Source organism: Nocardia higoensis, assembly GCF_015477835.1.
GTDB classification, from domain to species: Bacteria; Actinomycetota; Actinomycetes; order Mycobacteriales; family Mycobacteriaceae; genus Nocardia; species Nocardia higoensis_A.
In genome coordinates this window covers 1,624,409-1,637,340 of record NZ_JADLQN010000001.1, presented here as the reverse complement: position 1 = coordinate 1,637,340, position 12,932 = coordinate 1,624,409, and the positions used below count along the sequence as shown (strand labels likewise).

General features: G+C 69.6%; 9 protein-coding genes. All 9 read left to right on the top strand.

Annotation, left to right across the window (positions count from 1 at the left end; genetic code table 11):
- The 9 genes from carA (at nucleotide 1) to IU449_RS28915 (ending at nucleotide 12,649) form a co-directional block, all read left to right on the top strand.
- The gene (gene carA, locus IU449_RS07345) at nucleotides 1-1,119 is read left to right on the top strand and encodes a glutamine-hydrolyzing carbamoyl-phosphate synthase small subunit (RefSeq protein WP_195001133.1); all 1,119 of its coding nucleotides are present in this window, start codon (nucleotides 1-3) and stop codon (nucleotides 1,117-1,119) included.
- Nucleotides 1,119-4,451, top strand: a complete 3,333-nt coding sequence (gene carB, locus IU449_RS07340; RefSeq protein WP_195001132.1) for a carbamoyl-phosphate synthase large subunit — start codon at nucleotides 1,119-1,121, stop codon at nucleotides 4,449-4,451. Before carA ends, carB begins: the two co-directional genes overlap by 1 nt.
- Before the next feature lie 44 nt (nucleotides 4,452-4,495).
- Nucleotides 4,496-5,320, top strand: coding sequence for an orotidine-5'-phosphate decarboxylase (gene pyrF, locus IU449_RS07335; protein ID WP_195001131.1), 825 nt, complete (start codon nucleotides 4,496-4,498; stop codon nucleotides 5,318-5,320).
- A 581-nt stretch (nucleotides 5,321-5,901) separates the two neighbouring features.
- A complete protein-coding gene (gene mihF, locus IU449_RS07330) occupies nucleotides 5,902-6,222 on the top strand; it encodes an integration host factor, actinobacterial type (protein WP_195001130.1) in 321 nt (106 codons plus the stop codon).
- Between the two features lie 7 nt (nucleotides 6,223-6,229).
- Nucleotides 6,230-6,811, top strand: coding sequence for a guanylate kinase (gene gmk, locus IU449_RS07325; protein WP_195001129.1), 582 nt, complete (start codon nucleotides 6,230-6,232; stop codon nucleotides 6,809-6,811).
- A 101-nt stretch (nucleotides 6,812-6,912) separates the two neighbouring features.
- On the top strand, nucleotides 6,913-7,188 hold the full coding sequence (gene rpoZ / locus IU449_RS07320) for a DNA-directed RNA polymerase subunit omega (protein WP_195001128.1): 276 nt from the start codon (nucleotides 6,913-6,915) through the stop codon (nucleotides 7,186-7,188).
- 63 nt (nucleotides 7,189-7,251) lie between these two features.
- Nucleotides 7,252-8,478, top strand: a complete 1,227-nt coding sequence (gene coaBC / locus IU449_RS07315) for a bifunctional phosphopantothenoylcysteine decarboxylase/phosphopantothenate--cysteine ligase CoaBC (protein ID WP_067854695.1) — start codon at nucleotides 7,252-7,254, stop codon at nucleotides 8,476-8,478.
- A 256-nt stretch (nucleotides 8,479-8,734) separates the two neighbouring features.
- On the top strand, nucleotides 8,735-9,946 hold the full coding sequence (gene metK, locus IU449_RS07310) for a methionine adenosyltransferase (RefSeq protein WP_195001127.1): 1,212 nt from the start codon (nucleotides 8,735-8,737) through the stop codon (nucleotides 9,944-9,946).
- 123 nt (nucleotides 9,947-10,069) lie between these two features.
- Nucleotides 10,070-12,649: a primosomal protein N' gene (locus IU449_RS28915; protein ID WP_228804233.1), complete on the top strand. Its 2,580-nt coding sequence runs from the start codon at nucleotides 10,070-10,072 to the stop codon at nucleotides 12,647-12,649.
- The last annotated feature ends 283 nt before the right edge of the window (nucleotides 12,650-12,932 follow it).

Sequence of the window (12,932 nt, the reverse complement as noted above, 5' to 3'; positions counted from 1 at the left end):
ATGAGCGCAGATTCTGCTGCTGCCCTGGTACTCGAGGACGGCCGGGTGTTCCGGGGAACGGCCTACGGTGCGGTGGGACAGACCCTCGGTGAAGCGGTGTTCTGCACCGCGATGACGGGGTACCAGGAGACCCTGACCGATCCGAGCTACCACCGCCAGATCGTGGTGGCCACGGCTCCGCAGATCGGCAACACCGGGTGGAACGAAGAAGACGACGAATCCCAGAAGATCTGGGTCGCCGGGTACGCGGTGCGCGACCCCGCGCGGCTGGCCTCCAACTGGCGGGCCACCACCACGCTGCCCGCCGAGCTGGACAGCCAGGGCGTGGTCGGCATCGCCGGGATCGACACCCGCGCGCTGGTGCGTCACCTGCGCACCCGCGGGTCGATGAAGGCGGGCATCTTCTCCGGTGACGCGCTCGCGAACACCGAGGAACTGGTGGCCAGGGTCACCGGCCAGCCCTCGATGCTCGGCGCGGACCTGGCGGGAGAGGTCTCGACCGATTCGCTCTACACGATCGAGCCGACCGGCGAGCCGCGCTTCACGGTGGTCGCCGTGGACCTCGGCATCAAGACCAACACTCCGCGCATGTTCGCCGAGCGCGGCCTGCGGGTGCACGTGGTGCCTTCCACCACGTCGCTGGACCAGCTGCTCGAGCTGAAGCCGGACGGGGTGTTCCTGTCCAACGGCCCGGGCGACCCGGCCACCCAGAACAGCGCGGTCGCCATCACCCAGGGCGTGCTCGAACGCGGGCTGCCGCTGTTCGGCATCTGCTTCGGCAACCAGATCCTCGGCCGCGCGCTGGGCCGCGAGACCTACAAGATGAAATTCGGCCACCGCGGCATCAACATCCCGGTGGTCGAGCACGAGACCGGCCGCATCTCCATCACCGCGCAGAACCACGGGTTCGCGCTGGAAGGCGAGAAGGGCGAGCAGTTCGACACCCCGTTCGGGCGTGCCGAGGTCAGCCACGTGTGCGCCAACGACGGGACCGTGGAGGGTGTGCGTCTGCTCGACGGCCGCGCGTTCTCTGTGCAGTACCACCCCGAGGCCGCCGCGGGCCCGCACGACGCCGCATATCTGTTCGACCGCTTCGCCGGTCTCATGGAAGGAGCCTGATGCCACGCCGCGAGGATCTACGCCACATCCTGGTGATCGGCTCGGGCCCGATCGTCATCGGCCAGGCCTGCGAGTTCGACTACTCGGGAACCCAGGCCTGCCGGGTGCTCGAGGCCGAGGGCCTGCGGGTATCGCTGGTCAACTCGAACCCGGCCACCATCATGACCGACCCGGAGTTCGCCGACGCCACCTACGTCGAGCCGATCACCCCGGAGTTCGTCGAGAAAGTCATCGCCAAGGAGCGCCCCGACGCGATCCTGGCGACCCTCGGCGGGCAGACCGCGCTCAACACCGCCGTCGCCCTACACGAGCGCGGGGTGCTGGAGAAGTACGACGTCGAGCTGATCGGCGCCGACTTCGACGCCATCCAGCGCGGTGAGGACCGGCAGAAGTTCAAGGACATCGTCGCCTCCGTCGGCGGCGAGAGCGCCCGCTCGCGCGTCTGCTACACCATGGACGAGGTGCGCGAGACCGTCGCCGAGCTGGGCTTCCCGGTCGTCGTGCGGCCGTCGTTCACCATGGGCGGCCTCGGTTCGGGTATGGCCTACAACGACGAGGACCTGGACCGGATCGCCGGTGGCGGCCTGGCCGCCTCGCCGACCGCGAACGTCCTGATCGAGGAATCCATCCTCGGGTGGAAGGAATACGAACTCGAGCTGATGCGGGACAGCCGCGACAACGTCGTGGTGGTCTGCTCGATCGAGAACGTCGACCCGATGGGCGTGCACACCGGCGACTCGATGACCGTCGCGCCCGCCATGACCCTCACCGACCGCGAGTACCAGAAGCTGCGTGACCTGGGTATCGCCATCCTGCGCGCGGTCGGCGTCGACACCGGCGGATGCAACATCCAGTTCGCGGTGAACCCGCGCGACGGCCGTCTGATCGTCATCGAGATGAACCCCCGCGTCTCGCGGTCCTCGGCGCTGGCCTCCAAGGCGACCGGCTTCCCGATCGCCAAGATCGCCGCCAAGCTGGCCATCGGCTACACCCTCGACGAGATCGTCAACGACATCACCAAGGAAACTCCGGCCTGCTTCGAGCCGACGCTGGACTACGTCGTGGTCAAGGCGCCGCGGTTCGCGTTCGAGAAGTTCCCCGGCGCCGACGCCACGCTGACCACCACTATGAAGTCGGTGGGCGAGGCGATGTCGCTGGGTCGCAATTTCTCCGAAGCGCTCGGCAAGGTGCTGCGTTCGCTCGAGACCAAGGCCACCGGCTTCTGGACCCAGGAAGACGGCCCGTGGGCGCCGGTCGACGGTGACGTCGCACGGGCGATCGACAAGATCCTCGCCGACCTGCGCGTGCCCACCGAAGGCCGCATCTACCAGGTCGAACGCGCCCTGCGCTACGGCGCGAGCATCGAGGATGTCGCCGCCGCCTCCGGCATCGACCCGTGGTTCGTCGCCGAGGTCGCCGGGCTGGTGGAGCTGCGCGCCGCGATCCTCGAGGCCCCCGTGCTCGACGAGCCGCTGCTGCGTCGCGCCAAGTACTACGGTCTGTCCGATCGGCAGCTGGCCGCGCTGCGTCCGGAACTCGCCGGCGAGAGCGGGGTGCGTTCGCTGCGCCACCGCCTGGGCATCCGGCCGGTCTACAAGACCGTCGACACCTGCGCCGCGGAGTTCGAGGCCAAGACCCCGTACCACTACTCGACCTACGAGCTGGACCCGGCGGCCGAGAGCGAAGTCGCGCCGCAGCGGGAGCGTGCGAAGGTCATCATCCTGGGATCGGGCCCGAACCGCATCGGTCAGGGCATCGAGTTCGACTACTCGTGCGTGCACGCCGCGCTGACGCTGTCGGAGGCCGGGTACGAGACGGTGATGGTCAACTGCAACCCCGAGACCGTCTCCACCGACTACGACACCGCCGACCGCCTCTACTTCGAGCCGCTGACCTTCGAGGACGTGCTCGAGGTCTACCACGCCGAGAGCGAGTCGGGCACCGTCGCCGGAGTCATCGTGCAGCTGGGCGGGCAGACTCCGCTCGGTTTGGCGCAGCGCCTGACCGACGCGGGCGTGCCGGTCGTCGGCACCAGCGCCGCCGCCATCGACCTGGCCGAGGACCGCGGCGAGTTCGGCGAGGTGCTGGTCGCGGCCGGGCTGCCCGCGCCGAAGTACGGCACCGCCACCACGGTTGCGCAGGCCAAGAAGATCGCCGCCGGTATCGGTTACCCGGTGCTGGTGCGTCCGTCCTATGTGCTCGGCGGACGCGGCATGGAGATCGTCTACGACGAGACGTCCCTCGAGGGGTACATTTCCCGCGCCACCGAGCTCAACCCCGATCATCCGGTGCTGGTCGACCGCTTCCTGGAAGACGCCATCGAGATCGACGTGGACGCGCTGTGCGACGGCGAGGAGGTCTACCTCGGCGGTGTGATGGAGCACATCGAAGAAGCGGGCATCCACTCCGGCGACTCCGCGTGCGCGCTCCCGCCGATCACCCTCGGTCGCAGCGACATCGAAGCGGTACGCCGCTCCACCGTCGCGCTGGCCAAGGGCATCGGCGTGCAGGGCCTGCTCAACGTGCAGTACGCGCTCAAGGACGACGTGCTCTACGTGCTCGAGGCCAACCCGCGCGCCAGCCGCACGGTGCCGTTCGTCTCCAAGGCCACCGCGGTGCCGCTGGCCAAGGCCGCGGCGCGGATCATGCTCGGCGCCACGATCGCCGAACTCCGCAAGGAGGGCATGTTGCCCCCCGAGGGTGACGGTGGGCATGTCCCGCTGGACGCGCCGGTCGCGGTCAAGGAAGCCGTGCTGCCGTTCCACCGGTTCCGCCGCGCCGACGGCAGCGGGGTCGACTCGCTGCTGTCCCCGGAGATGAAGTCCACCGGTGAGGTCATGGGCATCGACGCCGACTTCGGCACCGCTTTCGCCAAGAGCCAGACCGCCTCCTACGGCTCGTTGCCGACGGAGGGGACGGTCTTCGTCTCCATCGCCAACCGCGACAAGCGCGCGATGGTGTTCCCGGTCAAGCGCCTGCACGATCTCGGTTTCCGCGTGCTGGCCACCGAGGGCACCGCGGAGATGTTGCAGCGCAACGGCATTCCGTGCGAGCGGGTGCGCAAGCACTCCGAGGCCGGGCCCGCCGACGAGCCGACCATCGTGGAGCAGATCCGTGACGGCGAGGTCGACATGGTGTTCAACACCCCGTACGGCAACTCGGGTCCGCGTGTGGACGGATACGAGATCCGCACCGCTGCGGTGGGCGCGAACATCCCGTGCATCACCACCGTGCAGGGTGCGGCGGCCGCGGTGCAGGGCATCGAGGCGGGCATCAACGGCGGCATCGGGGTGCGGTCCCTGCAGGAACTGCACTCGGCGCTGCGCGGGTGAGTCGAGCACGGTCACGGCACGCCGAGCACGGCGGGAGGAGTCAGGTGAGCAGCTTCGGCACCCGATTACGCGAGGCGATGGACGGCTTCGGCCCGCTGTGCGTCGGCATCGACCCGCACCCGCACCTGCTGCGGGAGTGGGGCCTGACCGAGGACGCCGAAGGGCTCGAGCGATTCGCCGAGATCTGCGTCGAGGCCTTCGACGGCATGGTGGCGCTGGTCAAACCGCAGGTCGCGTTCTTCGAGGCCTACGGTTCGGCGGGCATCGCCGTGCTGGAACGGGCCGTCGAGGTGTTGCGCGCGTCGGGCACCTTGGTGCTCGCCGACGCCAAGCGCGGTGACATCGGCTCCACGATGGACGCCTACGCGCGGACCTGGCTCGCCGACGGACCGCTCGGTTCGGACGCTGTCACAGTGTCGCCGTATCTCGGCTTCGGCTCCCTCGCTCCGGCGCTGGCGCTGGCCGAGGCCAACGGACGCGGGGTGTTCGTCCTCGCGGCCACCTCGAATCCGGAGGGCGCTCAGGTACAGACCGCCGTCGCGGCCGACGGGCGCAGCATCGCGCAGACCATGGTCGACGAGGCGGCGGCCCGCAATGCGGACGCGGAGTTCGGCTCGGTCGGCGTCGTTGTCGGCGCCACACTGGCCGTCGCCCCTGACCTGTCCGCGCTCAACGGGCCGATCCTGATGCCGGGCGTCGGCGCGCAGGGTGGCGGACCGGAGTCGGTGCGCGGGCTGGTGCCCGAGGCCATGCTGCGGGCCGTGGTGCCGAACGTCTCGCGGGAAGTGCTGCGCGAGGGGCCGTCGGTCTCGGCGTTGCGCGCCCGCCTCGATGCGCTGCAGGGCGAATTCGGTTTCCTCCGAAGGTGATACACGAGGTTTGGCGTCACCCGGGAGTGGGTAGGAAGGCCCGTGTCGGCCGCTGGTTTCGTTTCTCCAGCGGTTTGGGGTCTGTACCGACCTCCCGGTGACCCCCGCGGTCCCATGGGGGTCAGGAGGGCGGCAAGCCCGCGGCGAGAGTTCTTGCGACGAGCCCCCGGGTGGCCATCACCCGGGGGCTCGTCGCGTCACGTGGCCCGATCGGGCCGGATGAGACATGTGTTCGATGCGACACGCGCAAGAAAAGCGCGACACGCGGGCGAAATCCAGAAAGTTCCTGGTCGGAGGGCTCGGGGTTGCCGGGCGAGTGTCGGGCTGTGTCGCTATCTGTCGGCTAACTCACCGTCGAATGGGAAAAACGCAGGTCCAAGCGTTTTCGGGGAATTTCGGAGTACGATCACGCCTATAGCCGGAGCGCGGCGCGCATCCCGCGCTGCTCGCCCTTACGGCATGCGGAATCATGCGCTGACCTGGGGGGTGGGTTCGCAATCGGCGGACGTCGTGGGTACGGTCGCTGGAGCCGTCGGCTCTTCGACGGCTGGATTAGCAATGAACGATGAGACGGAGGAACCGTGGCCCTTCCCCAGCTGACTGACGAGCAGCGCGCCGCTGCTCTGGAGAAGGCGGCTGCTGCTCGCCGCGCTCGGGCGGAGCTCAAGGAGCGCTTGAAGCGTGGCGGCACCGACCTGAAGAGCGTGCTCACCGACGCCGAAACCGACGAGATCCTCGGCAAGATGAAGGTGTCGGCGCTGCTCGAGGCCCTGCCCAAGGTGGGCAAGGTCAAGGCGGCCGAAATCATGAGCGAGCTGGAGATCGCCCCCACCCGCCGCCTGCGCGGACTCGGCGATCGGCAGCGCAAGGCGCTGCTGGCCCGATTCGACTTCGACGCCTGACATCGAGGTGGTCGAACACACGCGGAAGGGTCGACTGGTAGTTCTGGTCGGCCCCTCGGCCGTCGGTAAGTCGACGGTCGTGCGGTGCGTGCGGGAGCGCCTGCCCGAACTGGTCTTCAGTGTGTCGGCGACGACCCGGGCCCCCAGGCCCGGGGAGGTCGACGGCCGGGACTACCGGTTCGTCACCCGGGCCGAGTTCGACGCCATGGTCGAGGCTGGTGACCTGCTCGAATGGGCGGAGATCCACGGTGGGCTGCAGCGGTCGGGTACCCCGGCCGGGCCGGTGCGCGAAGCACTGGCCGAAGGCAAGAACGTATTGCTCGAGGTCGATCTCGAGGGCGCGCGCTCGGTGCGCGCGGTCATGCCCGAGGCGCGGCTGGTCTTCCTGGCCCCGCCGAGCTGGGAGGAACTGGTCGCCCGGCTCACCTCCCGCGGCACCGAGACGCCCGAGGTGATCGAGCGCAGGCTGGCTACCGCCAGGGTCGAACTGGCTGCCTGTGACGAGTTCGACAACATCATCGTGAACGACGACGTGACCGACGCCTGTGAGCAGTTGGTATCGTTGTTCATCAGCACGAATTCGAGGTAGTGGCTCGAGACGACGGTGGACCGGCGACCGTTCTGTCCGGTCGCCGGCTCGTTCTCGTCTCGCAAGACACACCCGCCCCACACACCGCAGGAGCCTCCCCAGTGAGCGATACCAAGACCGTGCCCGCGTACGACACCCCGATCGGTCTGACCAACCCCCCGATCGACGAGCTGCTCGAGCGCACGTCGTCGAAGTACGCGCTGGTGATCTACGCGGCCAAGCGGGCCCGTCAGATCAACGACTACTACAACCAGCTCGGCGACGGCATCCTCGAGTACGTCGGTCCCCTGGTCGAGCCGGGTCTGCAGGAGAAGCCGCTGTCGGTCGCCATGCGCGAGATCCACTCGGACCTGCTCGAGCACACCGAAGGCGAGTGACTCCACCTCGGTGACGCCGAGAGCAGTCGGCACGCCGAGATCAAGTGAAAACACGGAGGCGTAGTGAGCACACGCATCGTCGTCGGCGTCGGCGGCGGGATCGCCGCCTACAAGGCCTGCGCGTTGATCCGGCGGTTCACCGAGACAGGGCATCAGGTCCGGGTGATCCCCACCGAGTCGGCCTTGCAGTTCGTCGGCAAGGCCACCTTCGAGGCGCTGTCCGGGAATCCGGTGCACACCGATGTGTTCACCGACGTCCCCGAGGTGCCCCATGTACGGCTGGGCCAGGAAGCCGATCTGGTCGTCATCGCCCCCGCGACCGCCGATCTGATGGCCCGTGCCGCGCACGGCCGCGCGGACGACCTGCTCACCGCCACCCTGCTCACCGCCCGATGTCCGGTGCTGTTCGCGCCCGCGATGCACACCGAGATGTGGGAGCATCCGGCCACTCAGGCCAACGTGGCCACCCTGCGCGCGCACGGCGCGGTCGTCATGGAACCGGCCTCGGGCCGGCTCACCGGTACCGACACCGGACCGGGCCGGCTACCCGAGCCCGAGGAGATCTTCGGCTTGGCCTCGCTGCTGCAGGAACGTCAGGACGCCGTGCCGCGCGATCTGGTCGGCAAGCGCATCGTGATCACCGCGGGCGGCACGCGTGAGCCGCTGGATCCGGTGCGCTTCCTCGGCAACCGCAGTTCCGGCAAACAGGGTTACGCACTGGCCAGGGTCGCCGCCCAGCGCGGCGCGCAGGTCACGCTCATCGCGGGCAACACCATCGAGATGGCCGCGCCCGCCGCGGTCGATCTGGTGCATATCACCACCGCCGACCAACTCAAGACCGCTGTCGACAAGCACGCCGTCGGCGCCGACGCGGTGATCATGGCGGCGGCGGTGGCCGACTTCCGGCCGACCAACGTGGCCGCCGTCAAGATCAAGAAGGGCGCGGGCGAGCCCGACGTCATCCCGCTGACCAAGAACGACGACATCCTCGCCGGCCTCGTGCAGTCCCGTCGCGACGGGCAGCTGCCCGGCACCGCCATCGTCGGCTTCGCCGCGGAGACCGGTGACGAGGACGGAGACGTGCTCACCCACGCGCGCGCCAAACTGGCGCGTAAGGGCTGCGATCTGCTCGTGGTCAATGCCGTGGGCGAGGGCAAGGCGTTCGAGGTCGACACCAACGACGGCTGGTTGCTCGGCGCCGACGGTGCCGAACAGGCGCTCGACCACGGGTCGAAGGCATTGCTGGCCAGCCGGGTGCTCGACGCGCTGGTGCCGCTGTTGCGTTCCTGAGATCGGCGAATCACGACCGCGCGCCGAAAGATCTTGTGCGGGGAGCGGTTCGGCCCGCTCTTCGTCACAGGTGCCGTCGAGCTGCCGACCCGATACGCGCCGGGCAGACGAATGGGCGGTGAACCTCGGTGTCGCCGCGACCATCGGTGTCCAGGATCTGGAATAGTCTGCAGGGGAAGGGCCACGCGGCAGTGGCGTCACGTACTGTCGCTGTCGCGATTCGATACGACTAACCCGTCAGGGAGAGGGAAGAACTGTGCGCACGACTGGCAGCCGCCTATTCACCAGTGAGTCCGTGACCGAAGGTCACCCGGACAAGATCTGTGACGCGATCAGCGATTCCGTCCTCGACGCGTTGCTCGCCGAAGACCCGCACAGCCGGGTCGCCGTGGAAACCCTCGTGACCACCGGCCAGGTGCACGTCGCCGGTGAGGTCACCACCTCGGCCTGGGCCGACATTCCGCGCATCGTCCGCGAGAAGGTCCTCGATATCGGCTACGACTCCTCCGCCAAGGGCTTCGACGGCAACTCCTGCGGCGTCAATATCGCCATCGGTGCCCAGTCGCCCGACATCGCTCAGGGCGTGGACACCTCGCACGAGGCGCGCGTCGGCGGTACCGACGATGAGATCGCCAAGCAGGGCGCGGGCGACCAGGGCCTGATGTTCGGCTACGCCACCCGCGACACCCCCGAGCTGATGCCACTGCCGATCGCGCTGGCGCACCGGCTCTCGCGCAAGCTCACCGAGGTCCGTAAGACCGGCGTGCTGCCGTACCTGCGGCCCGACGGCAAGACCCAGGTCACCATCGAATACGACGGCGATCGCCCGGTCCGGCTGGACACCGTGGTCATCTCGACCCAGCACGCCGCCGACATCGATCTGGACAACCTGCTCGCCCCCGACATCCGGGAGAAGGTCCTCGACGCGGTGCTCGCCGACCTGGACCTGCCCACCCTGGACATCTCCGACATCCGGCTGCTGGTCAACCCGACCGGCAAGTTCGTCCTCGGCGGCCCGATGGGTGACGCGGGCCTGACCGGCCGCAAGATCATCGTCGACACCTACGGCGGCATGGCCCGCCACGGCGGCGGCGCCTTCTCCGGCAAGGATCCGTCGAAGGTGGACCGCTCGGCTGCCTACGCCATGCGCTGGGTCGCCAAGAACGTCGTCGCGGCCGACCTGGCCGAACGTGTCGAGGTGCAGGTCGCCTACGCCATCGGCAAGGCGGCCCCGGTGGGCCTGTTCGTGGAGACCTTCGGCACCGAGAAGGTCGATCCGGCGCGCATCTCGGCCGCGATCACCGAGGTGTTCGACCTGCGTCCGGGCGCGATCATCCGCGACCTGGATCTGCTGCGCCCGATCTACGCGCCGACCGCCGCCTACGGTCACTTCGGCCGCACCGATGTCGACCTGCCCTGGGAGCACACCGACCGCGCCGACAAGCTGCGCGCCGCTGTCGGTCTCTAGGTCGACCGGGTCAGCGTGAGCCGACCCACCGCCGGCGAACCAGCTGCCCCCGCGGACGAGAAGTCCGCGGGGGCGGCGGCGTCTGCGGCCCGCCGGGCCGAGGCCAGAGCTCCCGCCGCGACGCTGCCGGTCGCGCGTGTGCTGCCGTTGCTCACCCCGGCGCACCTCGATCGCGACTTCGACTATCTCGTCCCGGCCGAGTTCGACGACATCGCCCGCCCCGGAGTGCGGGTGCGCGTCCGCTTCGCGGGACGACTGGTAGACGGTTATCTTCTCGAACGCCTGGAGCGCAGCGAGCACCCCGGGAAACTCATCGCCCTGGAGCGCGTCGTCTCCGGCGAGCAGGTGCTCACGCCCGAAATCCTGCATCTGGCAACCACTGTCGCGGCCAGGTACGCGGGCACCCGCGCGGATGTCCTGCGTCTGGCCGTTCCACCTCGGCACGCGCGCACCGAGACCGGTGGGACGCAGAAGGCGAAAAGCGCTGGGGGACAGAAAACAACGGCCACTGTTTCCGCTGTCGAACACTCGGGAGCGGAATCAGGCACGGCACCTGTGTCCGTGCCGCGACCCACTATGGATTCGGGCGCGAACGACGACGGCGTCGGCGCGCGCCCGAGCCCCGGGCCGGAGGTGGGGCACAGCGCCGAAGAAGCTGTGGCCGAAGGGGTTTCGCCGATGTCCGACCCGAACGCGGGCCAGACGTCGTTGCCCGCCTCGGCTTCGGCTTCCGGTGAGGCGGATATTCCCGATGCCGATGCCGATGCCGATGCCGATGCCGATGCCGATGCCGATGGCGGTGCTGCTGGTGGCGGTGCTGGTGCTGGTGGCGATGCCGGTGCCGGTACTGGTACCGATGGCGGTGCTGGTCCGGGTTCTGGTGGCGATGCGCATACTGATGCCGGTGACGGTCATGCCGATGCCGATCCTGACGCCCGGAGCGGGCGCGGTGTCGGTGTGGGCCGCGGTGCCGAGGCGGCGCGCCGGGGGGATGCCGCGGACGCTCCGACGGCGGAGACGCCGATCGGTGCCGGCGCAGATCCCGGACGTCGGGCGGAGGCTGGTCCGTCCGAACACGGCGGAGCCGACTCGGCGGCGCAGCGAACGGTACGCGGTGCCCCGTGGGCACGCTATGCGCACGGAGAATCCTTCGTCGGCGCGCTCGCGGCGGGCAAGGGTGTACGGGCGGCGTGGCAGGCGTTGCCGGGGGAGGACTGGGCGCGCCGACTGGCCGAGCTGGCGTCGACGGTGGTGCTGGCGGGACGCGGGGCGATCATCATGGTCCCGGATCAGCGGGATCTCGATCGAGTACTCGCGGAATGCCAAGTGCTGGTGGGAGATCGGGTGGTCGGCCTGTCGGCGGGGTTGGGTCCTGCCGCGCGGTACCGGCGCTGGCTGGCGGTGTTACGCGGGCAGGCACGGCTGGTGGTGGGAACACGCAGCGCGGTGTTCGCGCCGGTCGCCGACCTCGGCCTGCTGGCGATCTGGGACGACGGCGACGACACCTATGCCGAGCCGCGCGCGCCGTACCCGCATGCGCGCGAGGTGGCCATGCTGCGGGCGCACCAGACGGGGGCGGCGTTCGTGGCCGCCGGTTTCGCCCGCACGGCAGAGATCCAAGCCGCCGTCGACAGCGGCTGGGCGCACGATCTGATCGCGGATCGATCGGTGCTGCGCAAGGCCGCACCGCGTATCAGCGCGCCGGGCGACAGCGATATCGCGCTCGAGCGTGATCCGATCGCTCGTGCGGTCCGTATCCCCGCGGCGGCGTTCGCCGCTGCCCGCGCCGCGCTGAAAGAAGGGGCCGCGGTGCTGGTCCAAGTGCCCCGGCGCGGCTATGTGCCCGCGCTCGCGTGCGGAAAGTGCCGCACCCCCGCACGATGCAGGCGCTGCAACGGTCCGCTCGCGGTACCGGAGGCAGGTGCGGGGGCGGTGGCGCACAGCCCGGCCTGCCGGTGGTGCGGTGTTTCCGAGACCGCCTATCGCTGCCCGGTGTGTGCGGCGCGGGCGTTGCGAGCCGTGGTGATCGGCGCGGCACGAACTGCCGAAGAGCTGGGCCGGGCATTTCCCGGTGTGCCGATCCGCGGGTCGAGTGCCGGGTCGATGCTCGACACGGTCGAGCCCGGTCCGCAGGTGGTGGTGGCGACGGTCGGTGCGGAACCGGTGGTTCGTGGCGGTTACGGCGTCGCGCTGTTGCTGGACGGCTGGGCGCTGCTCGGCCGCGCGGACCTGCGCGCCACCGAAGACGCGCTGCGCCGCTGGCTGAACGCGGCGGCGCTGGTGCGTGCGCACGGGCAGGTCGTGGTCATGGCCGAACCCGCCCTGCCGACAGTGCAGGCGCTGGTGCGGTGGGACCCGGTCGGGCATGCCAGGTCGGAGGTGGACGCGCGCGCCGAGGTGGGGTTCCCGCCCGCCGTGCGATTGGCTGCCGTCGACGGCTCGTCCGAAGCCGTCGCCGAGCTGCTCGCCGCCGCGACCTTGCCTGCCGGGGTGGAGGTGCTCGGCCCGGTGCCGCTGCCGCCGGGGGCGCGCGCACCGTTCTCCGGCGATTCCGACGCCGAAGTCGAGCGGATACTGCTCCGGATCGACCGCCGGGGAGGTGCGGCGTTGGCGCGCGCACTGGTCGCCGCACAGGCGGTGCGCAGTACCCACCGCTCGGACGCGCCGCTGCGGGTCCAGATCGATCCTGTCGACATCGGCTGATCACCCTGCGTCGGCGTCCCTCGGCGGACGGCGAGTGTCCCGATCGCGGGTAGCCCCTCGATCCCGCGGCCGGCCTCCGGAAGCTGTTCGGAACCCCAGGCGTCTGTCGGGCATCGCGGTTCGCGCTGTATGGCGGCGAGCACGGCTCCGCGCACCGGGATCTGGCGGTGCCTCGATTCGAGAAGGTGAGTCGTGGAACACCACGACATATCCCTTGCATTGGATGCATTGCCGATATATCGTCGACTGCATACGAAAAGCCGAGACGCCTGAGGAGGCTCAC